The 23,461-nt window shown below is 69.6% G+C and carries 15 protein-coding genes; 9 read left to right on the plus strand and 6 right to left on the minus strand.

Annotation, left to right across the window (positions count from 1 at the left end):
* The first annotated feature begins 3 nt into the window (after window positions 1-3).
* The 7 genes from AB5I40_RS10275 to AB5I40_RS10305 are packed head-to-tail and all read left to right on the plus strand — an operon-like array spanning window position 4 to window position 6,435.
* A complete protein-coding gene (locus AB5I40_RS10275; protein WP_370938227.1) occupies window positions 4-720 on the plus strand; it encodes an enoyl-CoA hydratase/isomerase family protein in 717 nt (238 codons plus the stop codon).
* Entirely contained in the window at window positions 717-1,907 is a 1,191-nt protein-coding gene (locus AB5I40_RS10280) for a CaiB/BaiF CoA transferase family protein (RefSeq protein WP_370938228.1), read from the plus strand. Before AB5I40_RS10275 ends, AB5I40_RS10280 begins: the two co-directional genes overlap by 4 nt.
* Window positions 1,907-2,647 carry an enoyl-CoA hydratase/isomerase family protein gene (locus AB5I40_RS10285; RefSeq protein ID WP_370938229.1) on the plus strand — a complete coding sequence of 247 codons (741 nt, stop codon included), beginning with the start codon at window positions 1,907-1,909 and terminating at the stop codon, window positions 2,645-2,647. The genes AB5I40_RS10280 and AB5I40_RS10285 overlap by 1 nt, the downstream gene beginning before the upstream one ends.
* Window positions 2,644-4,215 carry an AMP-binding protein gene (locus AB5I40_RS10290; RefSeq protein WP_370938230.1) on the plus strand — a complete coding sequence of 524 codons (1,572 nt, stop codon included), beginning with the start codon at window positions 2,644-2,646 and terminating at the stop codon, window positions 4,213-4,215. The genes AB5I40_RS10285 and AB5I40_RS10290 overlap by 4 nt, the downstream gene beginning before the upstream one ends.
* Entirely contained in the window at window positions 4,212-5,174 is a 963-nt protein-coding gene (locus tag AB5I40_RS10295; RefSeq protein WP_370938231.1) for an NAD(P)H-dependent flavin oxidoreductase, read from the plus strand. The genes AB5I40_RS10290 and AB5I40_RS10295 overlap by 4 nt, the downstream gene beginning before the upstream one ends.
* A gap of 53 nt (window positions 5,175-5,227) precedes the next feature.
* Window positions 5,228-5,857, plus strand: coding sequence for an SMI1/KNR4 family protein (locus AB5I40_RS10300; protein WP_370938232.1), 630 nt, complete (start codon window positions 5,228-5,230; stop codon window positions 5,855-5,857).
* The gene (locus AB5I40_RS10305) at window positions 5,854-6,435 is read left to right on the plus strand and encodes an SMI1/KNR4 family protein (RefSeq protein ID WP_370938234.1); all 582 of its coding nucleotides are present in this window, start codon (window positions 5,854-5,856) and stop codon (window positions 6,433-6,435) included. Before AB5I40_RS10300 ends, AB5I40_RS10305 begins: the two co-directional genes overlap by 4 nt.
* Window positions 6,436-6,449: 14 nt before the next feature.
* On the opposite strand, the gene AB5I40_RS10310 is transcribed toward AB5I40_RS10305, so the two are convergent.
* On the minus strand, window positions 6,450-7,094 hold the full coding sequence (locus AB5I40_RS10310; RefSeq protein WP_370938235.1) for a VC0807 family protein: 645 nt from the start codon (window positions 7,092-7,094) through the stop codon (window positions 6,450-6,452).
* Between the two features lie 47 nt (window positions 7,095-7,141).
* Here AB5I40_RS10310 and AB5I40_RS10315 point away from each other — a divergent pair, with 47 nt between their 5' ends.
* Window positions 7,142-7,720, plus strand: a complete 579-nt coding sequence (locus tag AB5I40_RS10315) for a PadR family transcriptional regulator (RefSeq protein ID WP_370938236.1) — start codon at window positions 7,142-7,144, stop codon at window positions 7,718-7,720.
* Window positions 7,721-7,722: 2 nt separating this feature from the next.
* Here the strand turns inward: AB5I40_RS10315 and AB5I40_RS10320 are convergent, their stop codons facing one another.
* A complete protein-coding gene (locus AB5I40_RS10320; protein ID WP_370938238.1) occupies window positions 7,723-8,604 on the minus strand; it encodes an SDR family oxidoreductase in 882 nt (293 codons plus the stop codon).
* Window positions 8,605-8,635: 31 nt separating this feature from the next.
* Window positions 8,636-10,264, minus strand: coding sequence for an AMP-binding protein (locus AB5I40_RS10325; RefSeq protein WP_370938239.1), 1,629 nt, complete (start codon window positions 10,262-10,264; stop codon window positions 8,636-8,638).
* A 91-nt stretch (window positions 10,265-10,355) separates the two neighbouring features.
* Between AB5I40_RS10325 and AB5I40_RS10330 the strand changes: the two genes are divergently transcribed.
* Window positions 10,356-11,201, plus strand: a complete 846-nt coding sequence (locus tag AB5I40_RS10330; RefSeq protein WP_370938240.1) for a LuxR C-terminal-related transcriptional regulator — start codon at window positions 10,356-10,358, stop codon at window positions 11,199-11,201.
* On the opposite strand, the gene AB5I40_RS10335 is transcribed toward AB5I40_RS10330, so the two are convergent.
* Genes AB5I40_RS10335 through AB5I40_RS10345 form a run of 3 tightly spaced genes read right to left on the minus strand, consistent with a single transcriptional unit; the run spans window position 11,198 to window position 23,451 of the window.
* Window positions 11,198-12,241: a 3-deoxy-7-phosphoheptulonate synthase gene (locus AB5I40_RS10335; protein ID WP_370938241.1), complete on the minus strand. Its 1,044-nt coding sequence runs from the start codon at window positions 12,239-12,241 to the stop codon at window positions 11,198-11,200. The genes AB5I40_RS10330 and AB5I40_RS10335 overlap by 4 nt on opposite strands.
* Window positions 12,242-13,552 (minus strand): DHA2 family efflux MFS transporter permease subunit, encoded by a 1,311-nt coding sequence (locus AB5I40_RS10340; RefSeq protein WP_370940489.1) that lies wholly within the window; start codon window positions 13,550-13,552, stop codon window positions 12,242-12,244.
* 41 nt (window positions 13,553-13,593) lie between these two features.
* Entirely contained in the window at window positions 13,594-23,451 is a 9,858-nt protein-coding gene (locus tag AB5I40_RS10345; RefSeq protein ID WP_370938242.1) for an amino acid adenylation domain-containing protein, read from the minus strand.
* Between the last annotated feature and the right edge of the window lie 10 nt (window positions 23,452-23,461).

Raw genomic sequence — 23,461 nt, forward strand, 5'->3', positions numbered from 1 at the left:
CCTGTGCTGCTGACCGAAAATCACGACGCCGTCCGCGTTCTTACGTTGAATCGGCCGGACAAACTCAACGCGCTCGACACTGCGCTCACTCGCGCTCTCGATGCTGCATTGGATGAAGCCGGGCGGGATCCGAGTGTCCGCGCTGTCGTTTTGACGGGGGCTGGGCGCGGCTTTTGTGCCGGTGCTGATTTGAACGAGTTCTCGTCGCTCACCCCTGATCAGCCGGAAGCCGTTCTCGAACGCGCCGCGCTCACTGCCCGGCTGCAGACGCGCATGCAGCAGCTGGCGGTACCGGTGGTCAGCGCGGTGCGCGGGGCGGCCGTCGGCGGGGGTGCAGGGCTGGCGATCGGGGCGGACCTGGTGGTCGCCGGGTCGGATTTGAAGTTCGGCTATCCCGAGCTGAAGCACTCGATCGTTCCCGCGCTGGTGATGACCGGACTGGTCCGGCATCTGGGCCGCAAGCTCGCGTTCGAGCTGGTCAGCACCGGCCGGCTGCTCACCGCCGAGGAGGCCCTTTCTTATGGGCTGGTGAACCAAGTGGTCGAACCTGCCGAGATCGTGCCCGCCGCGCTCGCCGTCGCGCAGCGCTGGGCCTCGGTCGAACCCCGCGCGCTCGCCGCGGCCAAGGACCTCTTCTACCGCGTCGCGGACCTGCCGACGGACGCCGCGATGCGGGCGGGCCAGGACGTCAACGCGCTGATGCGCGGGTTCCGGTCATGACCGGGCCGCTCGCCGGGGTCACCGTGCTGGACCTTTCCCGGGTCCTCGCCGCGCCGCTGGCCACGCAGATCCTCGCCGAACTCGGCGCGACCGTGATCAAGGTCGAACGCCCTGGTTCCGGCGATGAGACCCGCGGCTTCGAACCCCGGCTGCCGCACGGCGAAAGCGCGTACTTCTTCGCCTTCAACCGCGGCAAGCAATCGGTCACTGTGGACTTGAAGGACCCGCGCGGCCGTGATGTCGTGCGGAAGCTGGCCGCGCGCGCCGACGTCGTCGTGGAGAACTTCCTGCCCGGCACGCTCGACCGGCTCGGCCTCGGCTACGCCGAACTGGCCGCGGAGAATCCCGGCCTCGTGCTGGTGTCCGCGACCGGCTTCGGCCAGACCGGGCCGGACGCGCACCGCAAGGGCTACGACACGGTATTCCAGGCGCTGTCCGGCGTGATGGCGATGACCGGAGATCCCGCTGGTCCGCCCGCGAAAACCGGGGTGCCGGTGGCGGACCTGACGTCCGGGCTGTGGGTGGTGATCGCGGTGCTGACCGGACTCGCCGGGCGTTCGTCCGACGGCCGTGGCCGACACCTCGACGTGGCGATGATGGACGTCCAGCTCAGCCTGCACGCGCTGAACGCCGGCCGGCTGTTCGCACTCGGCGAGGACCCCGTCCGCACCGGGACCGAACATCCGGGGCGGGTGCCGTCGGCGGCGTTCCAGGCCGGGGACGGCGAATGGCTGCACATCAGCGGCAGCGACCAGCATTGGGGACCGCTGTGCACCGTGCTCGGATTGTCCACTTTGGCCGCTGACCCTTCGCTGCAGCACAACGCGGGGCGCGTCGAACACCGCGCACGCGTCATGAAGGCGCTGCGCGGCGCGATCGCCCAGCACGACCGGGACCAGCTGGTCAAAGAACTGCAGGCAGCCGAGGTTCCCGTTGGCGCCGTGCGGTCAGTCCGGGAGGCACTGGCCGATCCGCACGCCATCGCGCGGGGCGTCGTCGGCGAGTTCACGCATCCCGTCGAAGGTTCGTTCCCAGCGCTGCGCACGCCGTTGCGCGAGACTGCCGGAGACGCCCCTTTGCCGGGAACGCCGCCGGTGCTGGGCGCGGACACTGACGTCGTGCTGCGCGAGTTGGCGGGACTGTCGGACGGCGAGATCGAGGGCCTGCGGGCCGCGGGAGTGATCTGATGAACGAACGCGTGACGCTGGACGTCGCCGAAGGAATCGCCCGCGTCGAACTGGCCCGGCCCTCGGCGCGCAACGCCGTGGATCTCGCGATGTGCCACGCCCTGAAGGAAGCTTTCGACGCCGTTGACATCTCAGACGCCCGGGTTGTGCTGCTCAGTGGTGCCGGTCCGGTCTTCTGCGCCGGTGCGGATCTGAAGGAACGGACCGGCAAGGACGCCGCCTGGGTCCGCCGCCGCCGAGTCGCCTCCTTCGCGGCCTACGCGGCGATCGAGGCCTGCCGCTGCCCCGTTGTCGCGCTGGTGCACGGCACCGTTGTCGGCTCCGGTGGGGAAATCACCCTCGCCGCCGACTTCGCTCTTGCCGCGTCGGGCACCGTTTTCCGGTTCCCTGAACCGCATTGGGGCACCGTCGGCGCTACGCAACGCCTCCAGCGGGCCATCGGGAAGCGCCGGGCTAAGGAGCTGTTGTTCACCAATACGCCGCTGTCCGCTGTGGACGCTGCCTCGCTCGGCCTGGTGAACCGCGTCGTCCCCGACCTCGCTGCCGCCGGAGCCGAGGTCGCCACCGCGATCGCCGCCGCCCCGCCCGGCGCGATCGCCCTGACCAAACGGGCCGTCGACCTGGGTTCGGAAACCGACCTTGACCGCGGCATCCGGATCGAAATGTCCGCCATCGAACAGAACCTCGCCGACGGCAGCTGGCGCGACGGCGTCGCCCGGTTCACTGGAGAGACCCGATGACCGACCTGCGCACCGCGTGCCCGCTCACCGTCCAGGACGCCCTCGCCCGGGCCGCGCTTTTGGCTCCCGATGTCGAAGCCGTCGTCACCGCCGACGCCCGGATCACCTACCGGGAACTGGATGTGGAGGTGGCCCGCGTACGCGGCGCCTTGGCCGCCTCCGGGATCGGCCGAGGCTCCCGGGTCGGGCTCTGCCTGGGCAACACTCCCGAGTGGGTCACGCTGTTCCTGGCTTTGGGTTCGCTTGGCGCACTGGTGGTTCCGGTCAACACCCGCTTCACCGCGGACGAGGTGCACTACACGCTCGCGCACGCCGGTGTGAGCACTCTGTTCGCCACCGAGCGTGTCTTGAACGTCGATTTCCCTGCGCTGTTTTCTGAGGCCGGAATTGAACCCGGCTGCGCGACTCTGCCTGCTTTGAAGCGGATCATCATCCTGGGCCAAGACAGCTGGACCGATTTCCTGGCCGCTGGTTCTCCCGCGGAGCCGATTGCCACTCCGGACGATCTTCTTCTGGTGCAATACACTTCCGGCACGACGTCGCGTCCCAAGGGCGTCCTCCTTACCCACCGCAGCATGTGCGCCGACGCTTTCTTTTCCGGTGCCCGCCTGGGTTTGCGCCCCGGCGACCGATTCCACTCGGCGCGCCCGTTCTTCCACGTCGCCGGAAGCACCCTGTCGGTGTTGTCCTCCCTGCAACACGCCACCACCTTGGTGACGATGCCGAAGTTCGAACCAGCGGAAGCGTTGCGGCTACTGGAAGCTGAGCGTTGTACGCACTTCTCCGGCAACGACACCATCGCCCTGCTCCTGCTCAACCACCCCGACCGTCCGCAGCGCCGCCTTTCCCTGCGCGGCGCGTGGGTCGCCGCGTCGCCGACCGTCGTGCGCCGGGTCATCGACGAACTCGGTGCCCGCGAATGCGTTGCCGGGTATGGTCTTTCCGAAGCCTCCCCCAATGTGGCCCAATCCGCCTGGTGGGAACCGGAAGAGATCCGCGCTTCGGGAGCCATGGCCCCCGAACCCGGCGTGGAAATCCGCATCCGCTCCCTGGACGACACCCGCGACTGCGCCCCCGGCGAACCCGGCTCGGTGCTCGTGCGGGGCTGGAACGTCATGCAAGGCTACCTGGACGACCCCGTCCGGACCGCCGAAACCATCGACGCCGAGGGCTGGCTGTCCACTGGGGACGTCGGCCTGCTCGACGAGTCCGGACGGTTCCATTTCACCGGCCGGACCAAGGAAATCATCCGGGTTGGCGGGGAAAACGTCGCACCCGCCGATGTCGAAGACGTGCTGCACCGCCATCCCGCCGTCCGCCAGGCTGCTGTCGTCGGAGTCCCCGATGAGCGGTTGATCGAAGTACCTTTCGCCTTTGTCGTGCTAACTACGCCGGGCATTTCGGAAGAAGACCTGCTTTTGTGGGCGAAAGAACGGTTGGCCGGGTTCAAAGTCCCGCGACACCTGCGCATTGTGGACGGTTTCGAGGCCATCGGCATGACCGCCAGCGCGAAGGTCCAGAAGAACCAACTGGCTCGCTACGCCCGGGCCCTGCTGGAGAACTCATGACGCGGCTGCGTACTTCGGTCACCGACTTGCTGGGCCTGGACCTGCCCATCATCCAGGCGGGCATGTCGTGGGCTTCGTCGTCCTCGGCTCTGCCTTTAGCCGTCAGCAACTCCGGCGGCCTCGGCGTCGTCGCCGCGGGCCCGATGCGCCTGCCCGATCTAGCCCGGGTGCTGGACGAAATGGCCGCCGGAACCGACCGTCCGTGGGCCGTGAACCTGCCCCTCTACCGCGCCGGTGCTGCCGAGGTCATCGACCTGCTGCTGTCCCGCCGTCCCCCCGTGCTGATCGCCTCCCAAGGCGGCCCGCGCCGGTATCTGGACCGGTTCCACGCCGTCGGGACCCGATGCCTGCACGTCGTCGCCGGGGTCTCACACGCTTTGAAAGCCGCTGCCGCCGGTGTCGACGGCTTGGTCGTCGTCGGTGCCGAAGCTGGCGGACATCCGCCGCCGGGGATGGTCACCACGCAGGTTTTGGTGCGTGCCGTGGTCTCCGCAGTGCCGTCGATCCCGGTGATCGCCTCCGGCGGCGTCGCCGATGGTGCCGGACTGGCCGCGATGCTGGCCCTGGGCGCGGGCGCGGCCCAGTTCGGGACCCGGTTCCTGGCAAGCTCCGAGGCGACCGTGCATCGGTCTTATCAGGAGGCAGTGCTGGCCGCTGGCGTCGACGACACCCGGACGGTGGGGCGAGGGTTGGGCGTGATCCGTGCGCTGTCGAACGATTTCACCGCTCGGATGGCGGATCTGGAGGCTTCCGGTGCTGAGGAGTCTTTGCGGCGGAAGGTTTTTCAGGATTCCTCGCTGAAGGACGCAGCGTTGCACGGTGACGTCGCTACGGGGAAAGTGGAGGCCGGTCAGTCGGCTGGGCTGATCACAGAAGTCCTTCCGGCAGCGGAGATCGTCGCGCGGATCACGGAGGAATACGCGGCTGTGGTGCGTCGGCTGCCTCAGGTTGAGGGTTGATTGCTCCGTTCAGCGCAATCCTGCCGGTGATCGAATTTCGGTAGGATGCGCAGGTGAGCCACCCGCCCCCGGACGATGACCCGGAACTGCTCTCGCGAAGACACTCGATCGACGAACTCGCCCAGGCTTCCGGTTGGACCGGCGGAATCCGCCAAGGCCGAGACTGGGCTGACGTCGAACGAAAACTCGGCATCTCCCTGCCGGACGACTACAAAGCGATGCTCTCCCGCTTCCCCTCAGGCTTCTTCCGCAACGCCATCTCCTTCGAAAACCCCATCGACGCCCGCGTCGACCTGGAGGAGTTCGCCCGCGACTACGTGGGGAGGGTCGTCGCGACCCTCAGCGACGAACGCCTGGAATACCTGTGCGACACCGGCTACGCGCCGTTCCCCGAGCCCGCCGGACTCCTCCCCTGGGGCGGGGACCTTCAGGGCGGCATGTTCTGCTGGCTGACCGAGCCCGCCGACCCGAACCAGTGGCCGATCGCCTACTACAGCGCGGACCTCCGCGAATGGTTCGAATACGACGGCGGGGTCGTCGAAATGATCCGGGAAGTCCTCGCCCGCCCCGGCGGCGACAATCTCCTCCGCCGCGACCTCGATCACGAAGAGCCGGTCTTCCGAATCCCGTCCACCTATGCCGGCGAATCGCGCGGCTGGATCCCGGACGCGGAGTACCGATGACCGCGCGATCGACCGACGAACTCGCCCAAGCCTCCGGCTGGACCGGAGGAATCCGCCGAGGCCGGGACTGGGCCGAGGTCGAACAGGCCGTCGGCATCAGGTTCCCCGACGACTACAAGGCCCTGATGGCCAAGTTCCCGTCAGGCTGCTTCCGCGGCGCCGTCAACTTCGCCAATCCCATCGACGTGCGCATCGACCTGGCCAAGTTCGTCCAGGACGACATCCACGGAGTGCTCGAGTCCTTCGCCGGCCCCTGGGGAGATTTCCTCGAAGGCACGGACTACCGGCTGTTCCCCGAACCCGGCGGCCTCCTCCCCTGGGCCAACGACACCGGCGGCAGCGTTTTCTTCTGGCGGACCAGTTCCGAGGACCCGAACCACTGGCCAGTGGTCTTCTGGGACCGCGGCACGTCCGAGTGGAACGAACACCCCGGCGGAGTGGTCGAGGTCATCTGGGAAGTCCTCACTGGCGCGGACAACATCCTCCGCATGGATCTCGGCTACGAGAAACCGGTCTTCCGCGTCCCGTCGACCCACCTGGGAGACGGAAAATGGCTGCCGCACAAGCAATACCGCTAACCAAGAAGCGGAAGTCAGCTATCCGTCTCCGCTGCCGCGAGACGCTCGATGATCCGCCGAGGCACCTGGATCAGCACCCCGCTCGCCACGCCGAGCGCACCGAGCATGTACAGCGTCACCGTGTTCGACACATCCACCGCATGTGCGAGCCTTGCTTCCGAAGCGCTCAGCAGGATCACCGCCCGCACCGCTGCTGCGGCCAGCAGAATCACGCCCATCAACGCGGTCAGCGCACGCTGCCACCGCCGGTACCGCGGCACGGAACTCCACGCGTACGCGAAAGCCCGTTCCCGCGCCGGGTCGCCGAAACTCGCGGCTGACGCGGCGAAAACGTGTGTCAGCGGAGCCCGTCGAAGCAGCGTGGCGAGGCAGAAAATCCCAGCTGCCAGGACGTAAGCTGCCTCGCGCAACGCGGCCACCCGCGGGTTCTGCGTCACCAGCGTCAGGGTGAGCGTCGCGGCCAGCTCAACCAGGACCAGCAGCCCGACCAGGTCGATCCGGCGACGGCGGATTGTCGTAGCGACGGCGAGCACCGCGACCGCCAGCGCCGGTCCCGTCAACGACCAGAAGACGCCCGCCCCGCACGCGCGCAGCACGTAATAGCCCCCGACGGAGACCGCGACTTCGAGCAGCGCCACACCGAGACTCCGGCCCTCCATCAGCCCCTCCTCCCCGTAGTCTGTTACAGACTAGTATGATACAGACTATGGCACCTCGAGGGAACCTGTCGCCGGTCGTTCTCGCGGTTCTCGCGCTCCTGGCCGAGGAACCGCGACACGCCTACGGGATGCAGCAGCTGATCAAGGAACGCGGTGTCGACCTGGTCGTGAATGTCCGCACCCGGTCGGGTCTGCACACCGCACTGGAGCGGCTCGTGCGCGACGGACTGGTCCGCGTGCACGCTCTCGAACGCGCGGAAGGGCGGCCCGAGCGCACGCTTTACGAGATCACTCCGGCAGGACGGGAAACGTTGCTGAGCGCGGTCCGATCCGGCATCGCGAGCCCGGCTGCGGAGTTCCCGCTTTTTCCGGCGGCGGTGTCTTTTCTGCACCTGCTCACCCCGGAAGACGCCTTGATCCGGTTGCGGCAGCGGATCGACGCGCTGCAAGAAGGTCTCGACGCCACCGAAGCCGTGCTCCGCGCCTCGCACGATGCCCACGTCCCGCGGCTACACCTGCTGGAGCACGAACACCGCACAGCCGTCGTCACCGCAGAACTGACGTGGCTTCGCGAAGTGTGCGCAGACCTGGAGACCGGCGAACTCAGCTGGCAGCAATACGCCTGACCTCACCAGCTGTCCGGCTGCCGCCCGTCCAAGTCAGTCACCCCGTACTCCCTCGCCAGCTCCGCCGAACTCACCGACCGCTGATTCCACCGTTCCCGCAACGGGTCCGCCGCCATCGCGGCCACTCCACGACCCACATACCGCGGCGATTCCGACTCGGCGAACCCCGGCGGAGCCCCAGCCTCCAACGCCGAACGCCAGTTCTCCTCGCTGACCCCGTAAGCGTCGAGCATCATCTCCGACCGCAGCCACCCCGGCGTCACCGCGACCGCCGCAGCTCCGTAAGCAGCAAGCTCATGCCCCTGCGAAAAAGCCAGCCGATTCACCGAAGCCTTGGCCAGGTCGTAGAACACCGAAATCCGATACCGCGAAGCATTATGCAGCGCAGTGCCGTCAGTAACCTCGACCAACAACCCGCCAGGCTCGCGAATCACCAGCGGCAGCAGGAAATGCGACGTAACCAGATGCGTCTCCACACCGAGCCGAAGAATCCGCAGCCCCGCATCAAGGTCGTGCTCCCACACCGGCGTATTCCACTCCGCCGGACCGCCTTTGAGCCGCTCCGCACCCCAAATGTCGTTGACCAGCAAGTGAAGCCGACCGTACTCGGACTCAAGAAAGGAGGCCAACCGCCGGACGTCATCGTGGTCCAAATGGTCAGCAACGAACGGAACGCCAACCCCGCCGAGCTGGGATACCAGCGCAGCCGTCTCCTCGACAGTCTCCGGCCGGTCGTAGTCCGAACGTCGAACTCCAGTCGAGCTGCTGCGTCCAGTACAGATCACCGTCGCCCCGGCCTCGCCCAGCGCGGCGGCGATTCCCCGGCCAGCACCGCGGGTCGCCCCCGCGACGAGGGCGACCCGGTCGTGCAGATCTGGCGGCATCGGGCCAGTGTGGCACCGGCCGACGAAAAACTCAGCTCGAAGCGGTGCTCAACTCCCGGCCCCGCAACGCGAAACGCTGGATCTTGCCGCTCGGGGTCTTCGGCAGTTCCGCCACGAAGTGGATCCGCCGCGGGTAAACGTGCGCGGCCAGGCGGGTTTTGACGGTCTGCTTCAACTCGTCGACCAGCTCGTCCGACCCGTCGACGCCGGGGTTCAGCACGACGTAGGCCACCACCAGCTCCCCGCGCAGTTCGTCCGGCGCGCCGATCACCGCGGCTTCCGCGACAGCCTCGTGTTGCGTCAGCGCACTTTCCACCTCGAACGGGCCGATCCGGTAGCCCGCCATCAGGATCACGTCGTCGTCGCGCGAGCCGAAGGTCAGGTAGCCGTCGCGGTCGCGGGCGGCGATGTCGCCGGTGTAGTACCAGCGCCCGTCGGCGCTGAAGCGTTCCGCGGTCCGCTCGGGGGCGTCGCGGTAGCCGGAGAACGGCATCAGCGGGCTGGCGGACACGTCGATCGCGACGCGCCCGGTTTCGCCGACCTCCGCGATCTCGTCGCTGCCCGCCTTCAGGACCTCGACGGCGAACCCGGGCAGCGGCCGTCCCATCGACCCGGTTTTCACCGGCGCGATCAGGGCCGGATGCCAGGCGTTGCCGACGACCATGCCGGTTTCGGTCTGGCCGTAGTGGTCGCGCACGGGGCAGCCGAGCACCTCCTCGGCCCAGGTCACGACGTCCGGCGTCAGCGGCTCCCCGGCCGACGAGCAGTGCCGCAGCCGCAGCCCGGCCGGCACCGGCAGGCCCGAGCTGCGCAGCGCGCGGTACACCGTGGGCCCGGCGGTGAAGTTGGTGACGCCGAAGCGTTCGAGCACCTGCCAGGTCAGTTCGGGGCTGAACCCGGCGTGCAGCAGCAGGCTGCGCCGGCCGGTCGCGAGCGGGCCCAGCAAGGCGAAGTACAGCCCGTACGCCCAGCCCGGGTCGGCGGCGTTCCAGAAGACGTCCTCGTCGGTCTGGTCGAGGCAGAACTGCTGGTAGGAGTGGATTCCGGCGAGCCCGCGCAGCGGCACCGGCACTGCCTTCGGGGTGCCGGTGGTGCCGGAGGTGAAGATCTCGACCAGCGTGCCGTCGCCGCCGACCGCGACCGGGTCGGGCAGCGGGTGCGGTTCGTCCAGCAGCGCCTCGAAGGACAGGTCGCCGCCGGACGCTTCGCCGGTCGTCACGACGATCCGCGACGGGTCGGCGGGCAGGTCCCCGCCCGGGTCGAGCTTGGCGCGCTGACCAGCGTCGACGATGACCACGCGGGTTCCGTTGCCGACGATCCGCTGAGCGATCGCAGGCGGGGCGAACGCGGTGAACAACGGCACATGGACCGCCCCGAGCCGCCAGATCGCGAGCAGCGCCGTGACCAATTCAGCGGACTTGCCCATGAGCGTCGCGACCCGGTCGCCGGGACGCACGCCGTGCGCGGCCAGTGCGGCGGCGAACCGGGCGGAGGCGGCCTCGAGCTGGCCGTACGTGAGGTCGCGGCTGCTGAGGTCGGCCTCGACGAGGGTGAACGCGACGGCGTCGGCGGGATGGCGTCCGCACAGCAAATGGGTCGCGTCCGCGTCCGGCGCGGCGTAGGTCTGCAGCAGGTCGAAGGTGGTCCGCTCAGGGCTCACAGCGTGCTCCACGGTCGTCGTTGGCCGGTGTCGGCGGTACTATCACCGCACGTCAGCAGGCCCACTACCCCCGAAAAGGGGTGACGCCCCGATGCCCGTCACCGATCCCGGCCCGGCCGAGGACGTCGCGGAGGTCCGTCGCGCGCTGGTGCGGCTGCGCGGAGCCGCGCAGGTCCCGCTGTCCTTCGGCGGCGTGGTCACCGACGGTCGCCGGCTGCGGATGACCGAACTGGTCGGGAACTCGACGACGTCGCTGCTCGGCCTGGTCGTCGCGGAGGGCAAGGGCCTGGGCGGGCGAGCGATCGGCGTGCGGAAACCGGTGGTGCTGCCGGACTACTACACCAGCGAAGCGATCAGCCATCACTTCGACCGCGCCGTGCAGGCCGAGGGCGTGCGCTCGGTGATGGCGGTGCCGGTGATCGTGTCCCGCACCGTCCGGGCGGTCCTCTACGGCGCGGTCCGCGAACACGTCCGCTTCGGCGACCGCTCGGTCACTGCGATGGTCGAGGTGGCCCGCGACCTGGAGCAGGAGCTGGCGATCCGCGCCGAGGTGCGCCGCCGGCTGGAACTGCTCGCCCCCGCCCCGGACGTCGCGTCCGGCGAACCGGCCGACCGCGAAACGGTCCGGGCAAGCCACGCCGAACTCCGTCGCATCGTCGCTTCCCTCGACGATCCGGACCTGCGCGATCGTCTCGACGCCGTCTGCCGCTCGCTCGCCGGCGGCGCTCCGGAAGGTCCGCAACCGACGCTTTCGGCGCGCGAACTCGACGTTCTGGCCGGTGCGGCGGCCGGGCAAACGAACGCGGACATCGCCGAGGCGCTCGGGCTGGGTGCGGAGACGGTGAAGAGCTACCTGCGCAACGCGATGCGGAAGCTGGACGCGAAGACCCGCCTCCAAGCGGTCAACGCCGCGCGCCGAGCGAACCTGCTGCCTTAGCTGTCCGTGACGGCCACCCTCACGGTTTCAGAGTCCCTCACGGCCTTCCTGCGACGCGCCCCGCTGGCCAGAGCCAGCGACTCCAGCAGCGGAACCGTCCGCTCCCACCCGAGGCAAGGATCCGTCCGGCTCACCGCCGGATCCGCGGGCACCCGCTCCGGATCCTGTGCCCCGTCCCGCAGATACGACTCGATCATCACCCCGGCGACCGCGGCCCCGTCCCGGATCTGCCCCGCCACGTCGGCGATCACGCCCGGCTGCCGGTTGTGGTCCTTCCCGCTGTTCCCGTGCGACGCATCAACCACCGCTCTTCGCGGCAGCCCCGCCGCACCGAGCACCGCCATCGCCTCGGCGACCGACGCCGCGTCGTAGTTCGGCGCCGGACCGCCGCGCAGCACCAGATGCGCGTCCGGATTCCCGCTGCTGCGCAAGGTTTTCATCCGCCCGTCCACGCCCAGCCCGGGAAACGCGTGCGCCGCCCCGGCCGCGCGGATCGCGTCCACCGCCGGACCCAGCCGTCCGGACACGCAGTTCTTCATCCCCACCGGCATCGGCAACCACGACGCCAGCTGCCGGTGCGGCTGGCTGGCCACCGTCCGCGCCCCGATCGCGCCCCAGCTCACCGTGTCCGCGACATACGGCGCCAGCACCGGATCCACGAATTCGTACGCCAGCGGCAATCCGGTCGCCGCCGCGTCGAGCAGGAACTGCCGGCCCAGCCGGACCCCGGTGGAGAGATCGCCTTTGCCGTCCAGGGTCGGGTCCGGGAGGAACCCCGTCCAGCCGGTCACCGACCGCGGTTTCTCCAAGTATGCCCGCAAAACCACCACGAGATCGTCCGCGTATCGAGCCGCGGCACCGGCCAGCAATCCGGCGTAGTCCAGCGCCGCCTCCGGATCGTGCACCGAGCACGGCCCCACGATCGCCAGCAACCGCGGATCGCGCCGGGCCAGCACCGCCGAGACCGTCTCGCGGTGCCGCGCGATGTCCGGCGCGACCCCGGCGGTCACCTCCACCGGGCTGGGCAACGTGTCCTGCATCTACCGGCTCCTTTCCTTAGGCAGCTTCGCCGCCCCGGCAGCCGCCACTACGACCAGGCCGAGCACCCACCAGAACGTGTCCGCGAAAGCCGCCGCGACGTCAACCCCTCGTGCGGCCAAACGGTTTTGCAACACCAGCGCCAGAACAGCGGTCCCGATCGAACCGCCCAGCGTGTTCAGCAAATTCAGCGCGCCCGCTGCTTTCGGCAGCTGCGTTTTCTCCAGGCTGCGGTAGACCAACGCCAGCACCGGCGCACTGATCATCGCCGCTCCGAAACCCCGCAGCAACAACGAAATGACCAACACGACATCCGGAAGTTCCGGCCCCAGCTGAGTAAACGCCGCCGTTCCCAGTGCGACCAGGCCGATCCCGGACAGCACCAGCGTCCGCGGCGCCACCCGATCCACTATGCGATGCACCAGAACCGACCCGGCTGCCGCGCCGATTCCCTGCGGCACCAACAGAAATCCGGTGTCCCACGCGTCCAGTCCGGCACCGCGCCGCAAATACAACGGCAGCAGAAACATCGTGCCGAACACCGAGGCGCCCAGCACGACCAACGCCAACGCGGCGGCCCCGAACGGCGGCCGGGCGAACAATCGCGGATCCAGCAACGGCGCGCGCACTCGCAATCCGTGCCGGACAAACGCGGCCAGCATCAGCAAACCCAGCACAACCGCCGCCGAGGAAAGCAGCTTGGGGTATCCGTCGGAGAACCCGGTAAGTCCGAATACCACCGCAGCTAGTCCGGGCGAAAGCAATGCGGCACCACGGAAATCGAACGGCTCGCGCGGATCGGTCGGTGCGTCCGCCGCGACATACCGCAGTCCGAGCAGCACCGCGACCACGCCGACCGGCAGGTTGACGTAGAACAGCCACGGCCAGTCCGCGACGTTGAGGATCGCCCCGCTCGCCAGCGGACCCAGCACCGGCGAGAGCAATGGCACGACGCCGACGACACTGATCAGCCGCCCGATCCGCTCCGGTCCGGCCGCCCGCGCCAGCAGCGCCTGTCCAGTCGGCGGCAGCAGACCACCGGCCAGCCCTTGCAGCACCCGGAACGCCACCAGCATCGGCAGCGAACTAGCCAGCCCGCACAACAGGGACGCCAGCACGAACACGACCACCGCGGTCAACCAGGTCCGCCGCCCGCCGAACCGCGCGGCGAGCCAGCCCGACGCGGGTACGGCGGCCACCACCGCGAGCAGATACGCCGTGGTGACCCACTGGACCTCGGTGACGGACGCGTCGAACCGCTGCGCCAGCGTCTCGACGCCGACCGAGACGATCGTGCTGTCGAGCGTCGCCATGAACGTGCCCAGCACGAGCACGAACGCGGTCCGCCACAGGTTCACCGCAGCCACTCGCCCGCGTCGTCATCCAGTCGCGACGGAAGCTCGGCCAGGAAGCGCAGCAGGTCCGCGACCAGCGACCGGGCTTCGGCAGCTGTCAGAATCCCCTTCTGGTAACCGAATACGCCGGACCAGCCGCCCGCGAGTTCGGGCACCACGGTCACCGTCATCGGGTAGTGCGTGCGTTCGCGGAAACGGGTCCCGGTGATCCGCAGCCCGGGAGCCGGTTCACGCAATTTCGCCGGGTCGACCGGGTAGTTCTCGAACACGACGAGGCTGTCGAACAACCGGTCCCGGCCGGTCAGCGCGGCCAATTCGGCGAGGCCTACGTGCTGGTGTGCGAGCAGTTCCTGTTGCCGGGTTTGAGTTTGCGCCAGTGTCTCCCCCACGGTTCCGGCAAACCGGACCCGCACTGGCACCGTGTTCGCAAGCAGCCCGAGGATCTCCTCTACACCGTCCACTTCGGACGTCCGGCCGGACACCATCGCCCCGAAAGCAACATCGGCGACTCCGGCCCGAGACGCGAGCACCGCCGCCCACGCGCCCTGCAGCAACGTCCCAGCCGTAACCCCGTGCCGAGCACCAGCTTGAGTCAGCTCGGCAACCAACGGAGCGTCCACAGTGAACAGTTCCGGTTCGACCGCCGCGGGCTGTCCGCACAGGAGCTTCCGCGACGGCAGATCAGCCAGCTCCGTCCGCCAGGCGTACCCGCTGACGGCGTGGTCCCGCGCGACGAGCCACCGCGTGTACCGCGACACCGGCACCGCCTCGGGCAGCGACTCCCCGGAGTACCCGGCGAACAACTCAGCCAGAATCCGCGGCGCCGACCAGCCGTCGGACAGCAGGTGATGGCTGGTGAGCACCAATTCGTGCCGGTCCGCGCTGTGCCGAAGCACAGTCACCCGCAGCAGCGGCCCATTGGCGAGGTCGAACGGCTCGGCGAGATCTTCCGCAAGCAACCGTTCGACGTCATCCTCGACAGAGCGTACCCGGAAGCCGACCCGCGGCTCCGTCGGCAGCACCTGCACCTCGTGCCCGTCTGGGAAGACCGCGCCCAGGTTCGGATGCCGCCGCACCAACGCGGTCGCCGCAGCCTCCAACGCGGGTACGTCCAGCGCTCCAGCCAGCGAAAACGCCGCCTGCACCGGGTACGGGTCCTCGTCCGCGGCCCGCGATTCGCGCAGGATCAGCTCCTGCAGCGGCGTCAGCGGCAGCAGCTCGCCAGCTGGAACCGCCGCAGCCAGCGCCGCGAGTTCCTCCTGGAACGCCGCGCCCAAAGCCGCGACCTCGTCCGCGCTGAACTCCGAGGACGGCCAGGTGAACCGCACCGCGAGCCGGTCGTCGCGCACCATCGCGTTCACCATCAGCGCGTGCGCGAGCGGGCCGCCCTCGGAGCCGAGCGGATCGGCGTCCGGCGGACGCTGCCACGGCGTCTCCGTCTGCGGTGCCGCCTCGAACCGGCCGAGGTAGTTCCAGCTGACGTCCGCCCCGGTCGACGTTCCGCCGAGGATGCCGTACCCGAGCCCGTCGCCCGCCGCGCGGAGCTGATCGCGGACGGAGGCAATCGCCCTCTCACCGGAAAGCGGGGTGATCCGTGCCGGGTACATCGCGGTGAACCAGCCGACCGTGCGAGACAGGTCGATGGCTCCGGCGAAGTCCGGCGTGTGGTCCGGACGGCCGTGGCTCTCCAGCGCGACAAGCAGCTCCGAGCCGCGCCAAGCCCGCGCGAAAGCGGTGAGCAGCACGGCGTCCGGACCGGTCCGGTACGCGCCCGGCAACGTCGTCAGCACCGCCTGCGTGATCTCCGCCGACACCTCGATCTCGTGGTGCCGCGCAGTGCCACTCACCGGACGGGCTGAAGCCGAAACTCGTTGCCAGTGCGGGCTTTCCACCTGCCGCGCAGGCTTGGCCGCGACCAACGCGCGCGCCCAGCCGAGGAACGACGGGCCGCGGTCGGGCAGCGGGTGGCCGAGATACGCCTGCTCAAGGTCGTCGAGAAGAATCCGCCACGACACCGCGTCCACGACGAGATGGTGTGCAACGAGCGCGAGCCGCCCCGGACGCGCCGGTCCGGCATCCACCCACACCGCACGCAGCATCGGACCCGTTCGCGGGTCCATTGTGGACCGGACGGCGGCGATCCGGTCGTCGAGCAGCGCCCGCAGGTCTGCGTCCTCGCCCGCCGGGACGACCATCAGCACGTCCGCCCCGGTCACCGCGCCAGGCTCCGGAACGCGCAGCACATCACCGGCCAGGTGCGAACGCAGCACGTCGTGCCGTTCGAGCACCGCGTCAAGCGCTGCCCGCCACTTCGGCACATCACCGCCGGACGGCACGCACACCTCGACCCACTGACAGAACCCGTCGGCGGCCGAGCCAGCGCGTTCCAGCAGCTCACGCATGACGGGCGTCAGCGGCGCGTCCCCGACCGCGGGTGTTAGGTCCGGCGACACCACGACGGTCTGGTCACTGCAGCGCGCCGCGATCCCGGCGATCGTGCCGCCCTCGAACACGTCCCGTGCGGTCAGATGCAGGCCCTCCCGGCGAGCACGCGCGACCAGCCGGAGCGACGCGATGCTGTCGCCGCCAGCGTCGAGGAACCCGTCGTCGATCGTGACGTCCGGGCCGAGCAGTTCCCGAACCACTTGCAGCAGCACGGTTTCCGCCTCGGTCGCCGGTTGCCGAGCCGCCGCGACATTGCGCGGTCCAGGCGCGGGCAGCGCGGCCCGGTCGAGCTTGCCGCTGGGCCCGAGCGGCAGCCGCTCCAGCGAAAGCACTGCCGACGGCACCATATGCGCAGGCAGCTCAACGGCCAGATACTCGCGCAGCGCGGCCGGATCCGGGTCCGCGCCGTCGACCGGCACGACGTAGCCGACCAGCCGCCGGTCCCCCGGCCGGTCCTCGCGCACGAGCACGACCGCCGCCCGCACGTCCGGATGCCGCGCCAGCGCCGATTCGATCTCGCCCGGCTCGATCCGGAACCCGCGCAGTTTGACCTGGTGGTCGGCGCGGCCGAGGAACACCAACTGGCCGTCCGGCCGCCAGCGCACCAGGTCGCCGGTGCGGTACATCCGGTCGCCGGGCGCGCCGAACGGGTCGGCCACGAACCGCTCCGCGGTCTGCCCCGGCCGGTTCACGTACCCCCGCGCGAGCTTCGGCCCGGCCAGGTACAGCTCGCCGGTGACGCCGGTCCCGACCGGCCGCAGCCCCGCGTCCAGCACATACGCCCGCACCTGCGGGTCCGGCCGTCCGATCGGCAGCGGGCCGGGATCGTCGGCGGAATACACCCAGGTGACGGAGTTGATCGTGACCTCGGTCGGGCCGTAGGCGTTGAACAGCGCCCGCCGGCCGCCCCAGCGGTGCGCCAGCTCCGGGTCGAGCCGCTCGGCGCCGACGACGAAGAACACCTCCGGGTCCACCGTCGCGTCGTCCGGCATCGCGGACAGGAACGACGGCAGCAGGTTCAGCCCGGTGACGCGGTGTTCGGCGGCGTAGGCGAGCAGGTCGTCGCCGGACCCGCGGACCTCCTCCGGCGCGATCACCGAGGTGCCGCCGGACAGCAGCGGCAGGAAGAACTGCCAGTACGACACGTCGAAACTCGTGGACGCGAAGTGCAGGTACCGCTCGCCGTGCCGGATGCCGACGACGTCCTCCTGCAGCGCGACCAGGCTCGGAATGCCGCGATGCGTGATCGCGACGCCCTTGGGCTTTCCGGTGGTGCCGGACGTGTAGATCACGTACGCCAGCGAGTCCGGCGACGGAACCACGTCGTCCCAAGTAGACGGTCCATTCAGGACGAGCGGGTCGATCACCGGGATGCCGAAGCCTGTGTCCGAAGTGGACACAACGGCGGCGGGCGCGCTGTCCTTGACCAGATGCGCCAACCGTTCCGCGGGATATGTGGGGTCCATCGGAACGTGTACCGCACCGGCCTTGAGCACGCCGAACAGCGCGACGACCAGGTCGACGTCCCGTTCCAGCAGCACCGCGACCGGGTCTTGTTCCCGCACCCCGGCCTCGCGCAAGGCGTGCGCGAGCTGGTTCGCCTTCCGGTCCAGTTCCGCGTAGGTCAAGCGGCGGTTCCGGCACACCACGGCTTCGGCGTCCGGAGTCTCCCGTACCCAGTGGGCGAATTCCTCCAGACAGGTACCGGCTTCCCGCCTTGGTTCCGGACCGGTTCCTTGCTGCAGCAGAGCTGCTTCCTCTTCTGCGTCAAGAGAACGCAGCCGTGCGACCGGTTGCTGCGGGTCCGCCACGATCTCGTGCAGCAGAGTCGTCAGCCAGCGGCCGTAAGCCGCCACGGTCGCCTCGTCGAAGGTATTCGGCTGGTACCCAAGGCCAATCGAGATCTCGTCGCCGGGCAGCACGATGACCGTCAGCGGATAGTGCGTCGCGTCAGTGATGTCGACGCCCGCGAGGTCGAGCCCGGGCGCGAGCGGTTCGCGGTCCCGGCTGGAGAGCGGGAAGTTCTCCATCACCAGCATCGTGTCGAACAGGTCGCCCACGCCCGCCGCGCGCTGGATGTCCGGCAGGCCGAGGTGATGGTGGTCGGTGAGCCGCGCGTTCTCGTCCTGCACTCGCGCCAGCAGCTCCGCGGCCGGATCGGACAGCGCAAACGCCACACGCACCGGAATGGTGGTGCCGAGCTGGCCGATCATCGCTTCCACGCCCGGAACGTCGGACGGACGACCGGACACCGGGCAGCCGAACACCACGTCCTGTCGTCCGGTGAGCCGCGCCAGCAGAACGCCCCACGCGGTTTGGAACACCGCCGTCGATGTGACGCCGCGTTCCCGGGCGAAGACGCGCAGCTGTTCGCTGAAGTCCGCGCCGAGCCCGACCCAGATCCGCTGTGGACGATCCGAAGTGGACTCATTGGTCGCCGGAGCGAGCCGGGTTCCTTCTTCGAGGCCAGCCAATGCGGTCTGCCAGGCCTCGACGGCCGCGTCGTGATCGCGGACCGCCAGCACGCGGTGGTATTCCGTGAGTGACGGCGCGACCGGAGCGGCGGGTCCGCCGTCCAGCTCGGCGTAGGTGGCCAGCAGGGCGCGGCCGACGAGCGGCATCGACCAGCCGTCGAGCAGCGCGTGATGGATCGTCAGGACCAGCCGGTGTTCGGCCGGGCCAAGGGTGAGCAGGAGGAACCGGATCAGCGGCGGCACCGCCGGGTCGAACGGGCGGGCCAGCTCGGCCGCGCATTCGTCGTCGGCGTTCTCCGGGTGCTCGACGTGCCGCCAGTCCAGGCGCACGTCGGCGGGCACGACCTGCACGACCTCGCCCGCCGCCGTCGTGTGCAGGTGGACACGCAGCGCCGGATGCCGGCGCAGCAGTTCCTCGGCGGCGCCTCGCATCCGGTCCGGATCGAGGCGTCCTTCGAGCCGGGTGACCGCCTGGACGGTGTAGACGTCCGGTCCGCCCCGGGTCAGCGTGTGGAACGAAAGCCCGGCCTGCAACGGCGTCGCGGGCAGGACGTCGGCGAGCGGACCCTGCTGTTCGAGGGCGTCGATGTCGTCCTGAGTGATGCTGACCAGCGGAAGGTCCGACGGCGTGAGCCCGCCGATGCTCTCCCCGGCATGCGCCGCCAGCATGGCCAGCGCCGCTGCCCACGCTTCTTGCAGGCGTTCGACCTCGTCCGGCGGCAGGACCCGGCTGGCGGCGGTCCATTCGACGGCGATCCGCGGCACGCTGTCCTCGCGGACGAAACAGTTCAGCGCCAGGACCTGCTCCAACGCCTTCGCGGGCGGCTCGATGACGGCGAACGGATCCTCGTCCGGCAGCTGCCAGCCACCGGACAGCGGGGTGAACCGGCCGAGGTAGTTGAGCAGAACGTCCGGCATTTCCGGCGCGAACTCAGCGCCGGGGTCCAGATACCGGAGGACGCCGAAACCGATCCCGCCGTCCGGCACTGCCCGACGCGCTTCCTTGACCGCGCGCAGCAAGCGATCGAGTGTGTCCACTCCGGACAGTTCAATGTGGACCGGGTATTCGGCGGTGAACCAGCCGACCGTGCGAGCGAGGTCCAAGCCTTCGCGGCCGTGGCCCTCCATCGTGACGGTCAACGCGTCTTCGTCACCACGCAGCGTCAGTACGAGCGCGGCGAGCAGCACCTCGTCGACGCCCGCACGATAGGCCGCGGGCAACGTCGTGAGGATCGCCGTGCTTTCCTCTTCGCTCGCGACGGTGACCGAACGATGTGCGGTGGCAACAGTATCGAGCGTCGGGTCAAGCTTGCTCTTCTGCGCCGACCGCCAGTACTCCAGTTCCCCGCGTCGCGCACCGCTCGCGCCCTGCTCGGCGAGTGCCAGCGCATGCCGTCGCCAGGAAGTGCGCGCGGGCTCCAGAACCCCGCCCTCGCACGCCGTCTGGAGATCAGGCAGCAGAATCCGCCAGGAAACCCCGTCGATCGCCAGGTGGTGCACGACGATCACCACGTGGTCCCCCACCAGCGCGACCCGCAGCATCGCCCCGGCGCGCGGGTCCAATTCGGACGCCAGCCGCTCCGCCACCTCAGCCGGATCCCCCGTCGCCTCGCTCACCGACGCCGCGACTGCTCCCCGAGGCCGGATCACCAACGAACCGTCGGATTCGACCCGAAGCCGCAGCACATCGTGGTGATCCAGAAGCGCCTGAACACCTTCGCGCAGCCTTGGCACCGGACCGTCCACTCGGAGCACTGTCCACTGTGCATAGCCGACGATCGCGTCCAGATCCGGATTCAGGTCGAACAACGTCCGCACGATCGGCGGCGCCGGAACCTCACCGATCGGCTCGTCCGGTTCGCTGTCCGGTTCGGACAGATCCCGGCTCGCCGCCGCCAGGGCCGCGAAACTGCGCCGTGCCAGCAAATCCCGCGGTCGGAGGTCGAGTCCGTGTGCCCGCAACCGGCTGCTCACGCTGATCGCCGTGATGCTGTCGCCGCCGAGGGCGAAGAAATCATCGTCGACCGCGACCCGCTCCACGCCGATCACCTCGGCGATCGCCGCGCACAGCAACCGTTCCCGCTCGGTCTGCGGCTCGCGCCCACCGTCTGCCGCTGCCGGTGCGGGCAGCGCGGCCCGGTCGAGTTTTCCGTTGCCGGTCACCGGAAGTTCGTCCAGCACCACGACCGCCGCCGGGACCATCGCTTCCGGCAACCGCTGCACGAGCGTCGCGCGCACGTCCTCCGCTACAAGCCCAGCACCGACGACATACCCGATCAAGCGCGGCCCGCGCACCGCCGCCGCAGCCGCCCGAACACCGGGAACCGCGCCGAGCGCGCCCTCGACCTCGCCCAATTCCACGCGGTGGCCACGAATCTTGACCTGACCGTCGCGGCGTCCCAGGTACTCCAGACCGCGCCCCCGAATCCAGCGCACGACGTCGCCGGTCCGGTACATCCGCTCCCCCGGCGGCCCGAACGGATCGGCGACGAACCGCTCCGCCGTCCCGCCCGGACGGCCGAGGTAACCGCGAGCCAGATGCGGCCCGGCGAGGTACAACTCCCCACGACTGCCCGGCAGCACCGGCCGCAGCGCCGCATCGAGCACGTACGCCCTCGTGCCGGGCACCGCAAACCCGATCACCGGTTCGTCGCCGGTGATCGGCGCGCTGGCACCGTCCACAGTGGCCTCAGTCGGTCCGTAAATATTGCGTGCCCGGATACCGGACGACGTGACCCGCTGCCACAACGCTGGCGGCGTCGCCTCGCCGCCGAGCACCAGCAACGCCGGATCGAGCGAACCCGCGTCCAGCAACGGCGCGGCCATCGACGGCGTCGTGTCGATGACGTCGATCCGGTCGCGCAGGAAAGCGGCGTGCAACGCGTCGACGTCGCGCGCGGTTTCCGTGTCGTAGAAGTGCAATTCGTGTCCGCACAGCATCCACAGCAGCTGTTCGATCGCCGAGTCGAAGGCGAAGGAATACGTGTGCGCCACGCGGAGCCGTCGTCCCTGCGCGGTCTCGGCGACCGTGGTCGCGCGGTGGTTCCGCAGCAACGTCTCCAGCCCGCCGGACCGGACCAGCACTCCCTTGGGCTGCCCAGTGGAGCCCGAGGTGAAGATGACGTACGCGAGATCTTCCGGATGACGGTCCACATCGGACAGTTCTGCCGCCGAATACCCGGCGATCTCGTCCCGTACCGACGGCTCGTCCAACCGAAGCTGCGGCACTCCCGGCAGCAGGTCGGAGTTTGTGACGGCGAGCTTCGGGGTCACCTCGGCGACCAGCGAGCGAAGCCGTTCCGCCGGATGCGCCAAGTCGAGCGGCAGGAACGCGGCACCGGCGTCAAGAACCGCCAGCAACGCCACCACCAGATCGACCGACCTGGGCAACGCCAGCGCCACCACGTCGTCCGCTCCGACACCCCGCGCCCGCAACGCCCGCGCCAGCCGGTGCACCCGGTCCAGCACCTCGTCACCAGTGAGCCGCTCGTCGCCGCAGACCAGCGCGGTCTGTCCGTGAAGGGCTCCTTGAGGGAATCTGATTCCCTCAAGGAGCCCTTCACGGACCTCCGGCGGGGCAATGGCAGGAGTCGACCACTCGGCGAGCAAGGCAGCGACGTCCGGAACCAGGTCCACCCCGCCGACCACCGGCGCGTCCGCCCGAGTGAACGCGGAGATCAACGCCTTCAACGCGGTAAGCTGCGCATCGACGCCGGCCTCGTCCTGCGAACGCGCATCGACCTCAAACCCCAGCAACAGCCCGCCGCCAGCCGTCGGCAGCACGCTGAGCCCCATGTCCTCCGGCGGCCCGCCCGCGACGTTCCGCATCGTCCCGCGCGCCTCGCCGAACGCCAGCTCCAGGTCGAACGCCTTGAGGTTGATCCCGCGCCCGTGCAGCAACGCGCCCGCGCCCGGCACCGCCAGATCCTGCGGCAGATTCTCGCCCCGGTACCGCTGGTGCGCGCGCATTTCCCGCAGCGCCTCCGCGACCCGCGCGGTCAGCTCCTCCGGACGGTCGCCCGGCTGCACGCGGACCCGCAACGGCAGCACGTTGACCGCCATCGCCGGAGTCCGCAACGCCGCCCCGACCCGGCACATCAGCGGCACCGCGAACACGACGTCCGCCGTCCCGAGCACGCGATGCAGGAACGCCGCGTAGCATGCGATCAGCGCGTCACCCCAGGTCGTCCCGGCGCGCTTGCCCAGTTCGCCAAGACCGGCGACCTCGTCCGCGGTGAGTTCGGCGCGCGCGGTGAACGTCGCTTCCGGCAGCCCGGCCGCGCTCGCGTCCTCGGCCAGCTCCGGCATCGGCGTGAACCGATCGCACCAGTACGCGCGGTCCTTCGTGAAGCGCTCGCTCATCCGGTACGCGTGGTCGGCTTCGACCAGGTCCGCGAACCGGCCGAACGTCGACGGCGGAACCTCATCGCCTCGCACCGCCGCGGTGTACCGGGCGGCCGTGCGCCGGGCGAGCATCGCTGCGGTGTATCCGTCGAACACCAAATGGTGGCCTAGCTGGGTGAACCACACTTCGGTGTCGGAAAGCCGGAGGATCACGTGCGAGAACAACGCCCGGTCCAGCATCCCGCGACACGCCTCGGCCACCCGCTGCCGCTCCGCCGCGACCCGGGCGTGCGCGGCCGCCAGCGGGTCCGCTTCCCCTTGCAGGTCAACGATCTCCGGCAACGGAACCGGCTCGGCGGACACGGTTTGCCGAGGGCCGTCCGGAGTGTCGAGCACCCGCAGGCGAAGGCTTTCGGCCTCCTCGGTGGTCGCCCGGATCGCTTCGGCCAGCGCCGCGACGTCGACCGGTGCGCCGCCGGAGACTTCTACGACGTCCCCGACGAGGTAATACGGCGAATCCGGTTCCAGCCGCTGCGCGTTCCAGATGCCCAGCTGGGCGCTGGTCAGCTCGAGGGTGGCGAGTGCGGTGCTCAACAGGTGACTC

The sequence above is a fragment of the Amycolatopsis sp. cg13 genome (assembly GCF_041346965.1).
GTDB lineage: Bacteria > Actinomycetota > Actinomycetes > Mycobacteriales > Pseudonocardiaceae > Amycolatopsis.